The organism is Zobellia russellii (assembly GCF_044597075.1).
In the GTDB taxonomy this organism is placed as follows: domain Bacteria; phylum Bacteroidota; class Bacteroidia; order Flavobacteriales; family Flavobacteriaceae; genus Zobellia; species Zobellia russellii.
The window spans coordinates 1,161,013-1,182,323 of the sequence record NZ_CP139000.1 but is presented as its reverse complement, the minus strand read 5'-3'; the positions used below and the strand labels follow the sequence as shown (position 1 = coordinate 1,182,323).

Sequence of the window (21,311 nt, the reverse complement as noted above, 5' to 3'; positions counted from 1 at the left end):
TAAATCTAGCCAAGTGTTATGAAGGAAAGCGCTACTACTATATCAGAATCAATAACCTTGTTCTATAATAATTTTATAGAGCGGTTACCCGGGATAGGCGTAGGTGTCCTTATCATAATACTTGGTTTATTAATAGGTTCATGGATAGGAGGTTTTGTAAAAAGAAGATTGGCCATCCGGACAGATGATCCCTTAATGAGTAAATTTCTGGGGCAAGCTATCAAATACATCTTAGTTATTGTAGCCATAATGCTTGCATTGGAAGCTTCGGGTCTAGGTGCAATAGCAACTGGAATATTAACGGCGGCGGGTGCAAGTGCCGTGGTGCTGGGTTTTGCCTTTAAAGATATTGGTCAAAATTTTATCGCCGGAATCATAATGGCCTTCAGCAGACCATTTGATGTAGACGATACCGTGCAAATAGATGATAACTTTGGAAAGGTAAAAGCTTTAGAGTTTAGATATACGAAATTAAAGACTTTTGACGGGAAGGACGTTTACATTCCTAATAGTGATGTTTTGACTAAGCCGGTCACGAATTATACCGAGGACGGCTTTTTTAGATGGGACTTCAATATTGGTATTGCCTATGAGGATAATATTGAAGGGGCAAAGGAGACTGTTTTAAAAGCTTTAAGAAAGGAGCCCAATGTTATAGAGGATAAGGAACACGAAAATTTTGTGATTGAGGACGAACTAGCCACTAGCACAGTAAACCTAAAGGTGTTTTTTTGGGTAGATACTAAAGATTTCAGAAGGATGGCCCTGATTACTAAGGGTAATGTGGTGCGGAATGTAAAGGAAGAATTAGAATTAGCAGGTTTCTATATGCCAGCCGATATACAAGAGATAAAGTTATATGGAGGCGAAACGGAGTTTCCTGTGAAGGTTAGCTCATTATCGGAATAAAGACGGGCTTCTTTTTTACATATAATTTTGACATGAGCTTGTGTACTGCGTCTAATGGTTACAGCATATTACCGAAAAAATTTAAGGGTAGGGCAGAGTAGTTTGTCACGAAAAAGGTTTAGCACCACTTAATATCTATATAGACAAAAAAAAGGAGCTACTGTATAGTAGCTCCCAATCATTTAGTACGTAGTAATCTTAAGCTAAATCTTCAAGAGACTTAATCTTATTCAAATCTGTTCTAATCTTTAATTTCTGATCACGTATAAGGGCAGCTATTGATGCGGGTAGCGTTGCATCATCCAGAACTTCATCATATTCTTCTATGGCCGCTTTGTCTCCTCTAATAGCTTCTTCCAACATAGACTCATCGTTATCTGCTGAAAAGAGGGCTTTGATATCCATCCAAGCTCTATGGATACTACCTGTAAAACTACTATTGTCGTCAATAGAATCATAACTGGCTATCATTTCCGTTCTTAAAGCATTGTTGAATTGAGCACGCTCGCGTGATTTGTTGTCAAAATAAGCCTTTAGATTTGGGCTATCTGCATTTTCTGCAGCTTTCTTATAGCCTTTTTCGGCATCTCTATTTTTCTCCAGTATCTCTTCTAATTGATCAACTAACTTTTCATATTTTGTTTCCATGATAATCTTATTTTATTTGGGTTAATAATGGTAAAGTTTCATTTTTTAGATAACATCTATTATTGCAATAACTAATTTTAATAACCTTAAAAGATTAATTCTATTAGTTGTAAGAGATCCAACCTATTAATATATACCAAGCTGTTGTTCGGTAGTTATTAAATTAGGTTTGTAGGATGCGCGCCATTAATCATTGTTTACGATAAAGGCATGGATTACACCTGGTAACCAAGCCAACATAGTAAGCAAGAGGCTTATCAAAAAAGTAGAGCCTAGACCATGTTTGAGAAATACGGCCAATGGTGGTAATATTATATTTAAGATAATTGTGATTAAAGACATGATATATTAAATTTTGGTTCACACCAAAAATAGCTCGTACCTAGCAGAGTAGTTGACCGTAATCAAGGTATGATTAACTGTATGACATTAAGGTAATCTGATGTGGCATTCAACTAAATTCAGAATCAATAATTTTGATCCATTTTTTGTTTTAGAATTTTTAGAGTTCTCTAGTTTTAGTCTTATAAGATTAGATTTTTAACCCTAAACCTTTTTCTCTCACAAATATTCCTTAACAGAGTTTGGAATAATTAATATCACGTTTAATTTCGGTCGTCAATGAATTTTAAAAAATGTAATTATGAAAAAGCACATAAAAAAAATAGCTGTTTTATTCTTCGTTACGGCCCTTATTGTTTCTTGTAGCAAAGACAATGACCCTGCCGATGATGATTTCTTTGTGGGAACTTATAAAGGTTCAATCAGTTATTCCGAGACTTCTGGAAACACAAGCATTTCTACGGATGATGGGCGTGTAACGTTGGTAAAAGTTGGAGATTCATATAATTTTGATTTTTCAGATGGGATTCCAACTCTAAAAGGCATAAAAATTGATAAGAACGATAATATCCTGATCAGTAGTGATGGAGGAATACAAATAGACGAAGGCAATCTTACTATAGCCTATACCAAAGATGGAGAGGTGTGGGGTGCAAATTGTACTAGATAACCGCATATGAATTTAGCCGCTCTCAATTGAGCGGCTAATTTTTTTGCCTTTCCCGTTTAAGAGCTAATAATTTTATGAAGTTGATTAAAATCTATTACCATTGATACATCAATTTCGTACGACTTATTTATATCCCCTTCTTTAAAATTGTGCTTTTGAACATTTTTTTGAATTATTGAAGACATAGGTATTTCTCAAAAAAAGTTGAGACTAATTTAAACTCAATTTAAAACTACTCGAGGTCAGATATTACAGCCTTAACATTTCCAATAGCAGAGGCTTTTTTAAATTCTAATTACAAAAGGTGAGATACCGGATAGGGAAATTACCTTTTAATATTCATTATTTACATGGGGTATTATTATCGATTATAAAATTTATTGATAATAGATTAAGTAAATCCTCAATTCATTTTTCTCTTTTAGTGCTGTTCTCAGTTTTTGTCACATCCTTTTAAGACATGGGTTTGTTTCATCAAAAATTCTTGAACCTTGATGCAATATTCTGAATGTAAGTTGTTTAAGGTTTATTTAGTTGTCCAGAAAATCTTTTTGATTACAAGGTTTCAAATCTCAATTTAGGTCATTTTATAAAATGAAGCGAAATAGAGACTATCTAAAAGTAGTTTTATAAGGCAAATTAAAGAGTTCTCAACTCTTGACAACTAACTTAAACTTAACTCACTTATGCGAAAGAAAATTACAATGTTTTTCTTGGTGCTACTTTGTGCACCATTTTTTGCATTGGCGCAGCTAAACGTGACCGGTACGGTCATAGATGATTTGGGATTACCCTTGCCTGGCGCTTCAATTGTTTTAAAGGGAACTACTAATGGTGTTACCACAGATTTTGACGGAAACTTTTCCATACAGGCCAATGAAGGAGATGTATTGGTGTTTTCGTACATAGGTCTAAAGAATAAGGAGGTAATCGTTACTTCTGAAGTGGTGAATGTGGCCATGGAGAGCGATATATCACAACTTGATGAAGTCGTAATTATTGGTTATGGTACCACCACCAAAAAAGATGCCACCGGTGCAGTACAATTATTAACTGCCGATGACTTGAACAAGGGTGCCATTACTACTGCAGACCAAATGATTACCGGTAAATCTGCTGGTGTACGTGTGGTAAATAATGGTGGCGATCCAGATGCGGAAATTAACATAAGAATTCGCGGTGGTTCTTCCTTGAATGCTAATAACAGTCCATTGATAGTGATTGATGGAGTACCATTATCAAATCAGAATCCTGCAGGGCAAGCAAATCCTTTAACATTGATAAACCCTAATGATATTGAATCTTTCTCAGTATTAAAAGATGCTTCTTCTACCGCTATTTATGGGTCTAGAGCTTCTAATGGGGTTATTATAATCACTACAAAGTCCGGTACTAAGGGAGCACCTCAATTTAATTTCTCCTCTAATGTACAGGTGGGGACATTGAGCAATCAAATAGATATTTTTGATTCTGCGGGGTTCGTAGATTTTATTCAGGGAACTTATCCGGATAGTGCAGGATTTTTAGGGTTAAACGGTACTGTTTATAATACCAATTGGCAGGAAGAGATTTACAGAACCTCTTACACCATTAATAATAACCTAACGGCCAGAGGGAATTTATTTAACAAAATCCCAATAAGAGCTTCTTTTGGACATTCTGAAATTGCAGGTATTTTAAAAGAATCCCAATTGGACAGGTATACGGCTTCTTTAAATATTGCTCCTGAGTTTTTTAATGAACATTTAAAAGTTACTATTAACGCAAAGGGTATTGCTACTGAAAAAGACCAACCGGATTCGGGAGCCATAGGCAGTGCGTTGGCTTCCAACCCTACATTACCCATTTATGACCCGCAGGGAGGAATTTTTGGTGGTTATTACCAGTTGACCGATGATCAAGGTATTGTTGGTCCGGCAAACCCATTGGCCTTGTTAAAACAAAGAGAGCGTAATGAAGATGCGGACCGCTTTATTGGTAGCGCTGAGTTTAGATATAAGATACACGGTTTGGAAGATTTAACGGCCGTGGTAAATACGGGTATTGATTACTCGGAATCTACCATAAACGAATATTTCTTGCCAAGTGCTGTTGGGGCATATACGGTATTTAATGGTCTACCAATTTTCAACAACTTTAGTGAGAGTTTCAGCGAAAAACAAATAAAGAGAGACCATTTATTGGATGTGTATTTATCCTATGCCAAGGATTTTAGTGGGGCATTGAATAAATTGGATGTGCAAGCGGGCTACGCTTACCAAAACTTTACGAATCAGGGAACTACTTTTCCGACAACTACAGAAAATGGTTTTCGTGAGCCACAACAACCGTTTAAATATTACACAGAATTGAATTTGCAATCGTTCTTTGCCAGGGCAAATTTAACTCTTTACAATAATTTCTTGTTTACGGCTTCTGTGAGGGCAGATGCTTCTTCTTTATTTTCTGAAGACGATAGATGGGGCTATTTTCCAGCCGCCGCTTTAGCTTGGAAATTAGATGAAGAGAATTTTTTAGAGGAAGCTAATTGGATAGACCAATTGAAATTAAGGATTGGTTGGGGACTCACAGGGCAACAAGACATTACAGGTCCGGTGGGCTACTTTCCGTATACCGCTTTGTACGATGATGGCGATCCAACCGTAAGTTATATTTTCGGGAATGAGGTGGTTACCACCTATAGGGCTAACGCCTTTAACCCAGATTTAACTTGGGAAAAAACCTCCACTTATAACATTGGTATTGACTTTGATTTCTTCTCTAATTTTTTGAGTGGTAGTGTGGATGGTTATATCCGGAATACAACTGACTTGTTAGCAGAGGTGCCACAGTCCGAAGGTGCCTTAAGAAACAGATTTGTGAGTAACGTGGGGGAAACTGAGAGTAAAGGTTTTGAAGCTGCGTTACAGTTCAGGCCTATTCAGACAGATAATTTTTCGTTGGAATTCAATGCGAATGCAGCTTTTAATGAAACCTATATTACTGATCTAGATAATATTACCCAGTTTTCTAGCGGCGGAGGTATTGGTCGTGGTACCGGTATAAACATTGGGCAAACTGCGGTTGGTGAGCGTAATCGTACGTTTTGGTTATATGAGCAGGTTTATGATGCTAATGGAAAAGTTATTGAGGATGCTTTTGTAGATCAGAATGGTGATGGAGTTATCTCTGATGCCGATAGAAGATTTATTCCTTTTGAACCCAAATGGACATATGGTTTTGGAACCTTTGTGCAATATAGGAACTTAGATTTAACAGCAAATTTAAGAGGACAACTTGGGGGTAACGTATATAACGCCAACCTATTGAATAGAGGATTTGCACAGGCAGCTATTCCACAAACAGATTCTGGCTTTATCAACAACACTTTGGATTTGTTTGATGGTGTGCAATACAACGGGTTTCCAGAAATCCCTTCGGATACACAAGCATTGTCGGACTTTTACTTATCGGATGCTTCATTTTTAAGATTGGATAACATAACCATAGGTTATAGCCTTAAACCATTTGAAGATAAGAAATTGAGCCTAAGGTTCTATGGTTCGGCCAACAACGTATTTGTTATCACGGATTATGATGGTTTAGACCCTGAGAATTTTGATGGTATTGAGACTTCGCCCTATGCACGTCCACGTACCTACACATTAGGATTGAATCTTGACTTCTAAAAACTAACTACAGATGATTAAAAAGATAATATTCGGACTATTTACAGCTACGGTTTTAGTGGGCTGTACAGACGATTTAAATACAGAACCAAGAGTAGAGCAGAGTTTGGGTAACCTATTGGATTCGGACCCCAATGCCACATTAGGAATTCTGGGCAAACTATATGGAGGCTTGGCCCTGCACGGTATTGGTATACCGGGTAGTAGTAACCAACAAGCGGATATCGCTGGAGATGACCCAGGGGAAACCGTATTCTTCAGGGCAATCTGGAATATGCAAGAACTCACTACCGATATAGCCAAAAACCGATGGGGAGATGGCGGGCTAGACCCATTGACTACAGCAACCAACTGGGTACCTACCAACAAATTCTTTGGCTATCTATATAATAGAAGTTATTTCAACATTGCACAGATAAACAACTTTATTATAGATGTGCAGAAAACCGATGAGCCAAATGCAGATGTATATGTGGCTGAAGCTCGTTTTTTACGTGCCTTGTTCTACTACTACCTAATGGATACTTTTGGAGGTGTTGTATTGGTCACGGAAGCAGACGGTGTAACGGGTGTGAGTAGAGCAAAGAGTACTCGACCGGAAGTTTTCGAGTTTGTGGAGAGTGAACTATTGGCAGTAGAAGAAATCATTCCTGCGAGCAATGAATATGGTAGGGCAAACAAAGCAGCGGTACACATGTTGTTGTCTAAAATCTATTTGAATGCCCAAATATACACAGGCACAGATAGGTATTCAGATGCTTTGATCTATAGTGAGAAGGTAATTTTAGAGTCGTCGTTTACGTTAGATGACGATTACCAATCCATCTTTCAAGGAGATAATTTTACATCTCCAGAAATTATTTTCCCAATTATTGGAGATAGAAATTCCGTACAATCCTTTGGTACGGCAACCTATCTTACTAATGGTAGTTTAGGCGATACGACCATGCCAATTGCAGAATTTGGAAATTCTGAAAGTTGGTTCGGGCACCGTTGTACTCCAGCTATTTACGGTTTGTTCGGTGATTTGGAAACAACTGGGGATAGCAGGGCTATCTTCTGGACGGAAGGCCACAGTTATGAGATGGATGATTATCGTACTTGGGAAAGTGGTTACCCAACTACCAAGTTTCAAAATCAATACTCGGACGGTAGTTCGGGTCAAAGTAATTTTTCCGATACGGACATTCCTTTATTCCGTTTGGCAGATGCCTATTTAATGTACGCCGAAGCCCAATTTAGGGGAGGCGGCGGTTCTGCTGCTCAGGCGGTTGATTATATCAATGCCCTGCGAGAAAGAGCATATGGGGATACTAGCGGTAACATTACCGAAGCAGACCTTACCGAGCAATTTTTGATAGACGAGCGTGCGCGAGAGTTGTATTATGAGGGTCATAGAAGACAGGATTTAATACGTTTTGATCGCTTTACGGGAGGAACTTACAATTGGCCGTGGAAAGGTAATGTGGTAGACGGAACATCAATTCCGGACCATTACAATCTATTTCCGTTTCCATTGGAAGCCTTACAGGCAAACCCGCTATTGGAACAAAACCCAGGCTATACTAACTAAAAACTAAAACGATGAACAGAAATTTGGTATTTATATACACATCCATCGTAGCAATGGCACTTTTAGTGACAGGTTGTAGCGATGATGACGAAAATATTAGAGTAAGTGATGCTGCTAGCACCCAATTAACTTTGTCTTCCACGGACGCTCTTAATCTAACGAGAGATATGACGGGTGAAACTGTACTGAGCCTCAATTGGTCGGCACCTGATTTTGGTTTCTCAGGAGCGGTACCTACCTATAACGTAGTTCTAGGTGTAGATACGGACACGGAAGCAATGCCTGCGCGCATAAATGTTGGCAATGTACTCAGCAAAAATTTCTTTGCGGAAGAACTGAATGAAGCCATTTCGGATGCTGGTGCTTTGGCAGGCTTGGAAAATGAAGTTAAAATTTGGGTAGAAGCTTTATTGGGTAAGGAGGTGGTAGCTTCCTCGGCTGAGCGGGCATTGACCATTACAGGTTATGCTACCTCATTTGATCTAAGTTCCCCTTGGGGACTGATAGGTTCGGCCACGCCAAACGGATGGGATGGTCCAGATGTGCCGGTATATGCAACGGCTATTGCAAATGAATTTGTTGCATATGTTACCTTAACGGACGGCGAGCTAAAAATTAGAAGAGACAACGATTGGACGGTTAATTATGGAGATACCGGGGCAGACGGTACCCTAGACCTAGATGGTGATAATATTCAGGTTACCTCAGGTACTTATAAAGTCATGTTTAGCTTAAATGATTTTAGCTATGCCATTGAACCGTTTACATGGGGATTGGTGGGTGATGCTACGCCAACTGGATGGGATGGTCCGGATACAGAACTAACTTATGACTCTACTACTGACCAATGGAGAGCGGTAGTAACTCTAACCGATGGTGAAATGAAGTTTAGGCAGAACAATGATTGGGCCGTAAACTTTGGGGATTCCGGAGCTGATGGTACCCTAGAAGAAAATGGCGATAACATTCTTGTAGAGGCTGGTAACTATCTGGTTTCTGCAGACTTTACTAATAATCTTTATACCATAGAGCCTACGGATATTTGGGGCTTGGTAGGTGATGCCGCACCAAATGGGTGGGATGGCCCCAATATGCGTTTCACACCAGATTATGCCAATGAAGGGGTATGGATTCTAGAAAACGTGACAGTATTAGATGGTGAAATTAAGTTCAGAACTAATGATGCATGGGATTTAAATTATGGCGATGATGGTAATGACGGTACCTTAGAATCAGATGGCGCTAATATTCCGGTAAGTGCAGGTACTTACACCATCAAACTTTTCTTGGCAGATGCCGATAACCCAACCTACACCATCGAATAAATTAAAAATTATGAAAATCAAAAACTATATAAAAATAAGTCTAGCTGCGCTAACTATATTGTTCGCAGCCTGTACCAATGATGATTTTTCAGAGCTAAAGGTAAAAGATGCCAACGATGCCGAGGATTTACCTTCTGGTTCGGCAGTCGGAAGAACGGAAGCATTAGTGCCGGGTAATGGCGTTATGATGCAGGCCTTCTATTGGGACGTAACCGAAGGAGGAATATGGTGGGACAATGTTGAATCTAAGTTGAATGGCTGGGCGGCAAATGGTATTGATGCTATCTGGATACCGCCTATTTCTAAAGGCCAGAGTGGTGGCTTTTCCATGGGGTACGACCCCGCAGATTACTTTGACTTTGGTGATTTTCAGCAACATGGTACTGTTGAGACTCGTTTTGGTAACCGTGAAGAGTTGGAAAAAATGATCGGTACTGCTCACGAGAATGACATTGCCGTAATTGCGGATATTGTTTTAAACCATAACTCGGGCGGTCAGTTGGAATACAATGAGTTTAGGCAAATTGAAACTTATACATTGTTTGAGCCTGCATCAGGTTTGTTCAATAGAACTTGGTTAAACTATTTGCCTAATGCAGAAAATTTGGAAGACGAAGGTCGTTTTGGCGGTTTCCCGGATTTGGATTTAAATAATGAGTATGTGCAAGATTGGTTATGGAATTCGGAGGAGTCCGTTGCTAATTACTATATGAACACGTTGAAAATTGATGGCTGGAGATTCGATTTTGTAAAGGGCTTTTCTCCTGATGTTGTTAAAGACTGGATAGCCACCGTAGGTGGGTATAGTATAGGCGAGAATTTTGATGGAAATGTAGAAGGCGTTGTACGCCCTTGGATAGAAGCATCCGGCGCCAATGCTTTTGATTTCCCCAACTTTTTTAATATGCGAAATGCTTTCTTGAACGGTAATTTAAACGAGTTGGTTAAACCAAGTTTAATTTCTACAGTACCGGACAAGGCAGTAACTTTTGTAGGTAATCATGATACAGAAGCCAGGGACGGTAGTAATGAGTTTCCTGATGAGTTTGAAACGCATGCATATGCTTACATCATGAGTGCTCCCGGATATCCATGTGTTTTTTACTCACATTATGAGGCTAGTGGAGAGAAACAAAAAACTAAAATCAATCAGTTAATTAAGATTCGCTCAGAACTAGCTGCGGGAGATTGGACTGTAAACCATGTTTCTAATGAGGAATTTGTAGCGATTAGGGGTGGTGATGCAGAGAAGTCAGGTTTGGTACTCTACATTAATCTGAGTGGGGAAGAGGTAACAAGGGAGGTTCAAACCCATTGGGCCAATGCCAACATCAAAGATTACACAGAAGAATACCTGATTTTTGAGCAATCAGATGCTAATGGAACGGTAACATTAAAAGCACCTGCAAATGGGTATGCAATCTGGGCCGCTACGCAAGTTGAACAATTAGCTTTTCCCGAAGCGTTATATGTGCCTGGGGGTTATCAAGGTTGGGATCCAGTTTCTGCGCCAATGCTTAATGCGGTAGAATTACCAAACCTAGCAGGTACCTTTAGGGGGCATGTGAGATTTACAGATGCAAGTAACGAATTTAAACTTACGGATGCAGCTAACTGGGACAATGGAATATATGGTGATGAGGGTGACGGTAGTTCGGGTGTACTTGTTTCTCCTGGAAATAATATTGTTTTATCAGGTCCTCAAGATTATGAAATCAATGTAGACTTAGTTAATAATACGTTTTCAGCAAATACTTGGGCAATAATTGGTTCTGCCACGCCAAATGGTTGGGATGACCCAGATTCTGACATGTCTTATGATTTTGATAGAAATGTTTGGACAATTACTGCGAACCTTACTGATGGAGAATTAAAGTTCAGGGCCAACAATGGTTGGGACGTAAATCTTGGAGATGCTGGCGCTGAAGGTTCGTTAGAAGATGGAGGTGGGAATATTCCTGTAACCGCCGGTAGTTATCAGATAGATTTGGACGTTGTCAATAAAACTTTTAGTCTTGGTACTTGGGCAATTATAGGTTCTGCAACCCCTAACGGATGGGACGACCCCGATACGGATATGGTTTACGATATGACCAATAATGTATGGACAATAACTACTGATTTGTTGCCGGGTGAAATGAAATTTAGGTTTAACGATACGTGGGATGTAAACTTAGGTAATACCGGAACTGATAATTCATTACGTCAAGATGGAGATAATATTATGATATCAACTGCAGGCAGTTATACAATCAACTTAGATATTATGACCAATACGTATACTATTAATATGAATTAGGAAGTTAGTTTAGTTAGTTTATTAGTTAATAAAGGTTGTCATTTGGCGACCTTTATTTTTTTAGTTTACCCCATCTTAAAAATTAAATTTATGGTTGTCAATTGTCATTCGTTATTTCTATATTATTTCAAGCCAAATACTATATTTGAGCAGTAGGTTCTTAATGGCTTTGACCTACTTATATGGACGAACGGTAATCTCGGTTCATTTACATTTATTAAAAGTTTTGGGTTAAATGATTTTCAATAAAATTTTCGGACAAATTTTTTTAACGGCTAATTATTTCAAATTTTTTTGGATAGCCATAATTTATCTGAACATAGGCAGTTTGGTCGCTCAAACAAATTTTGTGATAGATTATGTGCCAAAAGACACCAAACCATCAGACATACTGTATTTAACGGGAACATTTAATAATTGGAACCCTGCAGATGTAAATTACAAGTTTACAAGAAAAACTGATGGAACATATGAGTTAAGAAATAAGTTTTTTAATGGGTCTTGGATATCCTATAAAATTACTAGAGGTAGTTGGGCTACTGTAGAGATCAAAAAAGATGGAACACCGCTAACGGTAAGAAAACACTCTTTTAACAATGCAACAGAAGAAACGTTAGTCTTACAAGTGGCGGGTTGGTCCGACACTTTTAACGAACTAACCAAACCTCAAAAAGTAACGATTCTTATAACGGAAATACCTCGAAACACTCCTCCAAATTCCTCAATATATATATGTGGTAATTTTAATGGTTGGGTACCAGGAGATCAACGTTACAAAATGAAACAGCTTGCCAACGGAAACTTTCAAATAGAGGTTCCTGTTTATACAGCGCCGTTGGAATATAAGTTTACTCGCGGTAATTGGTTAACGGTTGAGGGTAATAGCTATGGCAGGCCTATACCCAATCGTATATTGAGTAGTAAAGAAATTAGTCTGAACCAGCCCATAAAAAACAGAATAACATATTGGGAAGATCAGTCTTATGGTATATTTAACCCTTATACCTTACTTTTAATCCTTACAGCTTTACAAGGGTTTTTTCTAATATTCATTATTAATTCCGGTAGGAACAATAACAAGTGGGCCAATCAGGCATTAAGTGTTCTCATTTTTATCATATCGTTCACATTAATTTCTAGAGTAGTAATATATGATCGTGTAATCTATACAGATTATCCAAGACTATCGCTATTGACTGATTTGGTGTTTTTCTTATACGGCCCCATTTTTCTTATATATATTGAAAGGTTATTGCAACATAGTAAAAAGTCCTTTTTGGCCTATTGGCCCCATTTTATACCCTTTTTAGTACAGATTGCTTTATACATCACTTTTTCTTTTAATCCCACACATACCTTTATTGAGCAAAATTTATTTCAATCTTTAGAATCTCCACCATACGCATTTTACGAAGTGATCGTACTGCTGGCATTAGTGTTTAATATATGGTATTGGTTTAGGATTAAAGGGAAAATTAAAATGTACTTTAGAAATATTGAAGTCAATTATTCTACGGATCAGAATATAAAATATTTGAATGTGATTATGTTGGTGCTTGGGATGTGTTTAGTATTATGGACGGTAATTGTTCTAGTTGATATCTATAGTACCTATAGTAATTATCCCATAAACTATACAGCAAATTTATTGATAGATATATTATGGGCCGTTTTTTCGGTGGTGGTTTATTTATTGGGGTATTTTGCTATAAAGCAACCGGAAATTTTTAGAATGGCCGTTGTAGAAGTAGAAGAGTCAGCACCGGAAGAAAATCGTACGCAAATCAATACAAGCGAGTTGAAGGAACTTAAGCAGGCATTGCATTTAAAAATGATTCAAGAACAGGTATATTTAAATCCAGAATTAAGTTTGCCGGAATTGGCCGAAAAAATGGATACCAATGTACATACCTTATCCAAAACTATTAATGCGGGATATTCCAAAAATTTCAGGGATTTTGTAAATTATTACAGAATTCAAGATTTTATAGAGCGCGCCCAAGACGAAAAATATAAGAACCAGACCTTCTTGGCTATTGCCTTGGCCGTTGGTTTCAATTCCAAATCATCCTTTAACCGGTCATTTAAAAAAGTTACCGACAAATCGCCTAGAGAATATTTCAATGATCTGAAAGCGGACTAGTCCTTAATCTTAGAATAAGTATCATTTTACAATATATATAGACCAAGTTATAATATAAGTCGATATAGAAGCCAATTCTCTATAGTTTAGTTTTCTCAACTGAAATTAAAACTAAATAAGATGAAAATTGCAACAACCTTAATGTTGGCTTTGGTATTTTCTTTTACTCAACTAACAGCCCAAAATTCAATAGATAGATTAGAACCGCCCAACTGGTGGGTAGGGATGGAGTATAATACTATAGAATTGTTGGTTCATGGTAATGATATTGCATCTCATGATGTAACCTTAAAACCTTATGAAAATGTGCAATTGCTGAGCACTAAAAAGGGAGCCAATCCAAACTATTTATTTTTGAAGTTACATATCGGGAATACTGCGAAGCCAGGGAATTTGCAGTTAAACTTCCAGAAAAACGGAGCATCAATTTTTGTACAATCTTATGAAATAAAAGAGCGGGAAAACAACCGTAGAAATATAGAAGGCTTCAATACTTCGGACGCCATCTATTTGATTACACCGGACCGTTTTGTAAATGGTGACCCAAGTAACGATGCTGTTAAAGGAATGGTAGAAAAACCTAACCGAAATGATAAGGATGGAAGGCATGGGGGTGATGTAGCCGGAATTGTAAATCATTTGGGAGACATTAAGGATATGGGATTTACCGCCATTTGGACGAACCCAATTCTAGAAAATAACATGCCTAGTTATAGCTATCACGGTTATGCAATCACCGATTTTTATAAAGTAGACCCACGTTACGGAAGTAATGAATCCTTTAAGGCAATGTGTGATAAAGCTTCTGAAATGGGAATGAAGGTAATTATGGATATGATTGCCAACCATTGTGGACTAGAACATTGGTGGATGAAGGATTTGCCATCTGATGATTGGATAAATCAATGGGATACTTATACCCAAACCAACCATAAAAAAACTGTGGTACTGGACCCATATGCAACAAAAAAAGATACGAAGGAATTTTTTGATGGCTGGTTTGTTCCAACAATGCCAGACTTAAACCAGCGTAATGAATCTATGGCCACATATTTGATTCAAAATACTCTTTGGTGGATAGAGTATTCAGGTATTTCTGGCATCCGTATGGATACATACCCTTATCCTGATATGTATTTTATGCGAGACTGGACAGCAGCAGTAATGACCGAGTACCCTGATTTTAATATAGTAGGAGAAGAGTGGGTATTACGTCCAACGATTGTTTCGTACTGGCAAAAGGGAAAAGAGAATGCCAATGGCTATACATCAGAATTAAAAAGTGTTATGGACTTCCCGGTACAACACGCACTTACCACTTCACTAAATGACCCAAATTCATGGAATGCTGTTTACGAGGAATTAGGTCAAGATTATTTGTACCCGGATCCTAACAACTTGGTGGTATTTCCTGATAATCATGACATGAGCCGTATTTATACACAATTGAATGAAGATGAAGATTTGGTTAAGCTGGCGCTTACCTATATAGCTACTGTTCGTGGAATACCACAAGTATATTACGGAACAGAAATATTAATGGGGAACAATGGCACAGAAGATCATGGAGTTATCCGTACGGATTATCCTGGCGGATGGAAAAAAGATAAGGTAAATGCCTTTTCTGGAGAAGGTCTTACAGAGTCACAGGTGGAAACGAAGAATTATCTCACTCAACTTTTTAAATGGCGAAAAGATAATAAGGCAATTCATAACGGTAAGCTCGTTCATTTTGCCCCGGTCAATAACACCTATGTTTTCTTTAGGTATACAAAGGATGACATGGTTATGGTGATATTGAATAAAGATAAAGACCCCATCAATGTAGATATACAAGAGTATAAAGAAGTACTTAAAGGAAAGCTTTCCGGAAAGGACATTTTAACAGGAAAACTTTACAATGCCGTAGACCATCTGCAAGTTTCAGGAAAAACAGCGATGATTATAGAGGTTGAGTAATAAATCAATTATTAAATGATTTTTTGAAGGTAGATTTAAAACTAAACCTTCAATAGGTAATTATAAAGAAACTGGATAACAGTAGTTTGTAAAGTTGAGTTATGTGATGTTAAAGGCAACAAGAAATTGTTGCCTTTTTTAATAAGAACAAGAATATTATGACCTCACCCTTAAAAACCATGAAAACTTAAACCGTAACTTTAAAATAGCATGGTTACCATTTATTCTGGTAAGAACTACTTTTCAAACAAAAATTCGAGAGGAAAATTGAGCCGTTTACTCCAAGCGTTTTCACTATGGTTTTCCCCTGAAAAAAATTTAGTGAACCAATTAGTTTCATTATAACCTTTTTCGACCATCAACTGGTCTACTTTTTTTTGAATTTCCGGATACAGCTTATCCAAAGTTTCATCACCACAGTCAAAGTAAAATTTATGATTTTTTGGATTGGGAAGGTTTTTATCTAGATATCTCAAAAATGCATCTGGTACCGGGTTGTTTTCAAGCGTAAAAGTACCGGGCCAATGTGTTGATAAACATGCGGCTCCTCCAAATACGTTGGGATATTCACAAATAGCGTACATAGAGATTAATCCTCCCATACTGCTGCCCATCACAAAAGTGTTTTCTTTGTCAGGGTAAACAGAGTAGGTTTTATCTATATATGGTTTTAGTTCTTCTATAATAAACTTAAGGTAGTTATTAGATTGAGGACTGAACATTTCATCTATAGGAACGTGAGAGCTTTTAAGTTGGGTATTAACCGTGTCCTTCTGCCTATCTAACAAAGATTCAAACGGTTTTTGTGGGAAGTAATCAGAGTGTCTTGTTTCTCCTCCATTCCAAATACCAACAACTATAAATTTTTTAATTTTATTGGATTGAAATAATTTGGAAGCCACATCATCTACGTTCCAAGCTTGTTTGTTCCACGAGCTTTCAGGGTCAAATAACATTTGTCCATCGTGCATGTATAATACAGGATATTTTTTTAATGGAGAATAACCTTCAGGTAACCATACATCAACATTTCTGGACGTTATAAACTTTGACTCATAATTCTCAATACGTTCAAGCTTACCATGTATTACTTTGGGAAGCGTAGTTTGCGCTTGTACAGTTAGAATTGAGAATAAGATTATAGTAGTACATATTAATTTTTTCATCAATTACTTGTGTTAATTATGGCTCTTTTTTTACTTTAATTTCCTTAAATGATACAGCTATGAATAGTACCGAACAAAGTAATTTTAACGTTCCTCCAAGTACAAGTATTTTCCATAGATTGTCTTGATATATAAGCGCTTATTCTTATTAGTTGTTTTTTAGCTTTTTGGCTATTTCATCATAATACTCTTGTGTAATCACTTCTGTCCACGTGGTTGGCTGCCCGCTACCATATAAAGCTAGATATGTTACATTACTAAGCTTCGTGGAGGAATGCCAATGTTCAATATCTTTCTCACATTTAATTATATCGCCTTTTTTCAAAGTTACAGGCACATTCCCCCTCTCCTGGTAATAGGCCTCTCCATCTATAATTATCAATACTTGTGCTGTTGCATGTTTATGCCAGTCCAATGTTGAGTTAGCTTTAAACGTTGCTTTTGTAATATTATAACCCAATTCCGCGTCATCGTGAATAATAGCATTCAACCAAGCTTCTCCAATATAATGTGTGTTTGGAGCTTTTGTTCCTTCGGTAAGATATGAGGATACACTGTAATCGGAATCCTGAGAAAATACGGATGTAGATACAAAAATCAACAACAGTAAAATTGAATTTTTTATTTTCATAAGATTCTTCATTTATTTTGTTATTAGCAGTTTCGTACAAGAATAGTTGAGGGTTTGTGTGCGAGTACTTTCCGAATAAAAACCCAAAGTAGCAAACACGCAACGACCTTTGATTAAGCACTAAGCCTCAATTATTTTTAGAGTATTGTATGCAGGTTCTTTTATAGCTGTTCCACTAGTTTTCTGGCGGTAACAGTATCATATATAATTTTCAGTTTACTAATCTTATTTTGATTATCGAATTCAATAATGTCAACTACGTCAAATTCCACTTTTTGATTATTTTTTAAAGTCCATTTATAAGTAAAATAAAGAGCTAAATTGTTTGAGTCACTTTCTTCAAAAATTCCTTGTAAGCGAAGTTCAGAATTTGATGTATCACTATTTAATTCACGATAAAATTCATTCGCTTTTTTTATTCCGTATAGTGGTGAATCAACCATTCCATTTTTATTGAATAATGCAACTACTTGTTCAATATTTCCATTTTCAAGATGAGTAATATATTGCTTTGCTATTTCCTTTCTATTCATTATTTCATCAATTTTAAATTTCAGAGTTTGTTTCTCAGCTTTGTACCTACTAATCTAAATGATTTTTAACTATTTAAAAAGTGTTTGTAACTGCATAAGTGCAGATTTCTGTTGTTTTAATGGAACATGGCCTAGTAGCACTTGAATCTGTCTTAAATCGGTACCTGACTCCAGAAGATGGGTGGCAAAACTATGACGCAAAACATGTGGTATAACAGTTTGTGTTACTTTTGCTTTAATAGCTATATCTTTTACAATTTTCAGTATATTCTGGACCACGTATTCCCCACCTTTTCTTCTTTCGAATAAATAGTTGGAAGCACTTCATTACATATAGTATATTTTCAAGTCTTCCAGTACTTTCTTAAGGAGTAGGGTGTACATATTCTTATTGTGAAAACGATAGCAAAATACATTGAACAATTTTAACCTTTCCGTTGGATAATTTGTCCAAATAGGACATATAGGAAGCTATATATTTTAATGGAATTTGTTGCAATAGTTTTGGGCGGTCAGTGAATAGGTTCAAATAGCGTTCTTCCGCTGTTTGGTTCAATAAAGAAATTTCTCTTTTTGACTTTATAAAAAACATATTCTCGGCCATTTTACGACCAATAATGTTTCCATTTGCGGTTCTTTCATAGACTTCATCGAAATCGTTTTTTGAAATTCTCCAAAGCACACTCTCCGCTAAGGTTTCAATCTGATATTTTGAAGGCTGTCGCGACAAAAAAGAATCGTACCCTGTTACAAACTCTTTTTCGAATAAAAATCCAAATGTTAAGTCGGACTCCTCTCTCGGTATATAGAATCTCACCATTCCCTTAGCAATAAAGGAAATATGATTTTCAATTTTGCCCATTTGCAAGATGACGGTGTTCTTTTCAAGCTTTACTTCTTTAAGTTTTGATGTAAAAAACTTCCAATCGGCATCGTTCATGGGGGAAATATTATCTATAAACTTTCTAAGCTCGTCCATTTTTTTATGCTTGATGATCATATCGCAGTGTACACCTCTGTTTCTTGTAAGTGGGCGAAAGAAATTCTGCTTTAAGCTATTAATATTTTACGGTTTTGAATATTCGATCAATTCTTCAACATAATGGAAATCTCCTTGGTCTTGAGTGAGCTTGACAAAATTTTATACAGCAGGGGCATATAACCAGACCTCCTTTTCGTCTGCGTTGTAACCTCTAGAATTAGAAGTTCTACCGGTGTATTGAATAGTATAGGCCATAAATGTACCAGCTTCTACTGTTTCTTCTTCGTATGAAAGCACCTCCCCGGTGATAAACGATATGTTTTGTATTGTTGACTTTGCCAATAACTACAGACCTTTGAGATACTAAAATCCTATATATTTTTTTATACATTGTTGTTCGTTTGTTCTTAGTAGTCTACGAATCAATAGTTTTGTAAAATTTTATAATATCTTCTGCCAATAATGATGGCTTTTCCATAGCTGCAAAATGCCCTCCTTTAGACATGTTTGTCCATTGTGTTACGTTATACCCTTTTGACATGTATGCCCTAGGAGGCTTTGATAATTCTTTAGGGAAATTAGCATAAGCAACAGGAGGTTTTACGAAATCATTTACGCCAAACTTCATTGGGTTTTTGCTGTTTTCGTTATAAATTCTTACCGATGAATGAATGGATTGTGTTACCCAATAGAGAGTAATATTAGCTAATATTTCATCTTTTGTAAATATGTTTTCAAGGTTACCCTCATTATCACTCCAACTATTAAATTTTTCTACTATCCACGCGCATAATCCAATAGGAGAATCATTTAATCCATAGGCCAATGTTATTGGTTTTGTGCTTTGTATATAAGCATATCCTGCTTCTTTTGCCGACCATTCTTCAAGTCTTTGATTGTATTTAATAACATCTTCAGAAATTTCTTTTTCTTTAAGATAGGGTTCAAAAGAATCAGAGACATAGTTAAGATGTATCCCTATTATATGCTCAGGGTATTTCATACCTAGTCTAGTACTAATTCCTGAACCTATATCCCCTCCTTGTGCACCATATTTTTTATAACCAAGCTCTAGCATCAATTTATGCCATAGATCAGCCACATAAGCATTATCACATCCTTTTTCTACACATTTGCTGGAAAATCCAAATCCAATAACAGAAGGGATTACTAAATCAAAAGAAAATTGTTCATCATTGGTTAATAGTGGTATGAGCTTTAACATCTCTATAAATGATCCAGGCCATCCATGTGTTATAATTAATGGTATAGATTTTTTACTTTTACCTCTAATATGTAGAAAGTGAATTTGATGACCATCAATATCTGCCATAAAATTAGGGAATGAATTGATTTCACTTTCAATCTTTCTCCAACTAAAATCATTAAGCCAATAACTACTTAATTCTTTCATATAAGATAAATTGGCGCCATAATTCCAATCAGAATCATTAATTTCATCAGGCCAACGACTATTCTTAATTCTTAAGTTTAAATCATCAAGAATTTCTTGGTCCACATTTACAACATAGGGTTCTATCATATTTTTTGATTTAGCTATGATTTTTTTAGCAAGCACAGCTGTTCGTATAAGAATAGTAGCGAATTTATAAGTACTAGTTTTTTTTGATTTTAGACATATCCTAAATATAAAAAAGCGATTTCGATGAAGTACCAAAACCACTATCATTTATAATACTTTATTGTACATAAGTTTTTCTATTCAACCAATTTCATAATCATTTTTCTACCACTAATTTCAATTTCTTGCTTTAAAATTTTTCTTGTTGATATATCAATATAATAAGTATTTACAGCAGATTTTTTTGAAATCTCATCTGTAGTTTCAACCCTCCATATTTGTTTTAACTCTCCATGGTGTTTTATATCTGACATTTCGGTATTCAAGATTGTTGCTGTAATGACTCCAATTTTTGATTTAGGATTATAATCAAATATAGAAATAGAGTTAGAATAACCATTTTTTAAAGGAAGTAACCTTATAAGTTGAGGATAAAAATTACTGTCAAAGAAGGGCTTGTCAGCTTTTTCAGATATCTTAGTTCTAGTATTCGTTATTTTATCTAAATAATAACCCGTTAATTTTTCGTCAAATTTTAAAACCATGTCTCTTTGTTGGTTAAACGAAGAGTGGTAAATAGGCGCAAAGTTTTTCGTGCTAACAATTGTACTATCAATCCATGTACTTGCAGATTGTTGCATCATTACGGTTGTTATTATAGAAATTCTATCTTTATCCTTACTGATTTTAGTATGTATGTCCCCTATTTTAATTTCGATTGAATCCTTAATGATAAACCAAGACATTTTCGAAGTTTCCGATTTAAGTAAATTTATATTCGCAGGATTGTTTTTAGGACTTAATGGTTTTTCTTGGCAACTTAATAGATTAGCAGTCCCAATAATAAACAGTATGAGGTAAATTGTTTTTTTCATTTTATT

18 protein-coding genes are annotated in these 21,311 nt (G+C 36.4%); 8 read left to right on the top strand and 10 right to left on the bottom strand.

Translation table 11 applies throughout. From position 1 onward, the window contains the following. The first annotated feature begins 18 nt into the window (after positions 1–18). Positions 19–909, top strand: coding sequence for a mechanosensitive ion channel family protein (locus tag SJY45_RS05040; protein ID WP_400073498.1), 891 nt, complete (start codon positions 19–21; stop codon positions 907–909). Positions 910–1,107: 198 nt separating this feature from the next. Here SJY45_RS05040 and SJY45_RS05035 read toward each other — a convergent pair whose 3' ends face one another. Further along, positions 1,108–1,557, bottom strand: a complete 450-nt coding sequence (locus SJY45_RS05035; protein ID WP_215912158.1) for a PA2169 family four-helix-bundle protein — start codon at positions 1,555–1,557, stop codon at positions 1,108–1,110. Positions 1,558–1,743: 186 nt separating this feature from the next. Next, on the bottom strand, positions 1,744–1,899 hold the full coding sequence (locus SJY45_RS05030; protein ID WP_215442039.1) for a YqaE/Pmp3 family membrane protein: 156 nt from the start codon (positions 1,897–1,899) through the stop codon (positions 1,744–1,746). A 301-nt stretch (positions 1,900–2,200) separates the two neighbouring features. On the opposite strand from SJY45_RS05030, the gene SJY45_RS05025 reads away from it, so the two are divergent. The 7 genes from SJY45_RS05025 (at position 2,201) to SJY45_RS04995 (ending at position 15,536) form a co-directional block, all read left to right on the top strand. Further along, complete coding sequence (locus tag SJY45_RS05025) at positions 2,201–2,569, top strand: hypothetical protein (RefSeq protein ID WP_400073497.1); 369 nt, start codon at positions 2,201–2,203, stop codon at positions 2,567–2,569. A gap of 686 nt (positions 2,570–3,255) precedes the next feature. Continuing rightward, positions 3,256–6,237 (top strand): SusC/RagA family TonB-linked outer membrane protein, encoded by a 2,982-nt coding sequence (locus tag SJY45_RS05020; protein WP_400073496.1) that lies wholly within the window; start codon positions 3,256–3,258, stop codon positions 6,235–6,237. A gap of 13 nt (positions 6,238–6,250) precedes the next feature. Next, positions 6,251–7,810, top strand: coding sequence for a RagB/SusD family nutrient uptake outer membrane protein (locus SJY45_RS05015; RefSeq protein WP_400073495.1), 1,560 nt, complete (start codon positions 6,251–6,253; stop codon positions 7,808–7,810). Between the two features lie 11 nt (positions 7,811–7,821). Next, positions 7,822–9,135, top strand: a complete 1,314-nt coding sequence (locus tag SJY45_RS05010) for a SusF/SusE family outer membrane protein (RefSeq protein ID WP_400073494.1) — start codon at positions 7,822–7,824, stop codon at positions 9,133–9,135. 10 nt (positions 9,136–9,145) lie between these two features. After that, entirely contained in the window at positions 9,146–11,434 is a 2,289-nt protein-coding gene (locus SJY45_RS05005; RefSeq protein ID WP_400073493.1) for an alpha-amylase domain-containing protein, read from the top strand. A 349-nt stretch (positions 11,435–11,783) separates the two neighbouring features. After that, positions 11,784–13,577, top strand: a complete 1,794-nt coding sequence (locus tag SJY45_RS05000) for a helix-turn-helix domain-containing protein (protein WP_400073492.1) — start codon at positions 11,784–11,786, stop codon at positions 13,575–13,577. A 120-nt stretch (positions 13,578–13,697) separates the two neighbouring features. Then, a complete protein-coding gene (locus tag SJY45_RS04995) occupies positions 13,698–15,536 on the top strand; it encodes a glycoside hydrolase family 13 protein (RefSeq protein WP_400073491.1) in 1,839 nt (612 codons plus the stop codon). A 236-nt stretch (positions 15,537–15,772) separates the two neighbouring features. Here the strand turns inward: SJY45_RS04995 and SJY45_RS04990 are convergent, their stop codons facing one another. The 8 genes from SJY45_RS04990 to SJY45_RS04955 all read right to left on the bottom strand — a co-directional run bounded on the left by SJY45_RS04990 (position 15,773) and on the right by SJY45_RS04955 (position 21,305). Further along, complete coding sequence (locus tag SJY45_RS04990; protein ID WP_400073490.1) at positions 15,773–16,702, bottom strand: alpha/beta hydrolase; 930 nt, start codon at positions 16,700–16,702, stop codon at positions 15,773–15,775. A gap of 148 nt (positions 16,703–16,850) precedes the next feature. Beyond that, the gene (locus SJY45_RS04985; protein WP_400074295.1) at positions 16,851–17,327 is read right to left on the bottom strand and encodes a cupin domain-containing protein; all 477 of its coding nucleotides are present in this window, start codon (positions 17,325–17,327) and stop codon (positions 16,851–16,853) included. A gap of 167 nt (positions 17,328–17,494) precedes the next feature. Then, positions 17,495–17,866: a nuclear transport factor 2 family protein gene (locus tag SJY45_RS04980; protein ID WP_400073489.1), complete on the bottom strand. Its 372-nt coding sequence runs from the start codon at positions 17,864–17,866 to the stop codon at positions 17,495–17,497. Between the two features lie 69 nt (positions 17,867–17,935). After that, positions 17,936–18,145 carry a tyrosine-type recombinase/integrase gene (locus tag SJY45_RS04975; RefSeq protein ID WP_400073488.1) on the bottom strand — a complete coding sequence of 70 codons (210 nt, stop codon included), beginning with the start codon at positions 18,143–18,145 and terminating at the stop codon, positions 17,936–17,938. A 109-nt stretch (positions 18,146–18,254) separates the two neighbouring features. Continuing rightward, the gene (locus tag SJY45_RS04970) at positions 18,255–18,845 is read right to left on the bottom strand and encodes a Crp/Fnr family transcriptional regulator (protein WP_400073487.1); all 591 of its coding nucleotides are present in this window, start codon (positions 18,843–18,845) and stop codon (positions 18,255–18,257) included. Positions 18,846–19,007: 162 nt separating this feature from the next. Next, a complete protein-coding gene (locus SJY45_RS04965) occupies positions 19,008–19,190 on the bottom strand; it encodes a hypothetical protein (protein WP_252735651.1) in 183 nt (60 codons plus the stop codon). 73 nt (positions 19,191–19,263) lie between these two features. Then, entirely contained in the window at positions 19,264–20,391 is a 1,128-nt protein-coding gene (locus SJY45_RS04960; protein ID WP_400073486.1) for an epoxide hydrolase family protein, read from the bottom strand. A gap of 176 nt (positions 20,392–20,567) precedes the next feature. Continuing rightward, a complete protein-coding gene (locus tag SJY45_RS04955; protein ID WP_400073485.1) occupies positions 20,568–21,305 on the bottom strand; it encodes a hypothetical protein in 738 nt (245 codons plus the stop codon). Between the last annotated feature and the right edge of the window lie 6 nt (positions 21,306–21,311).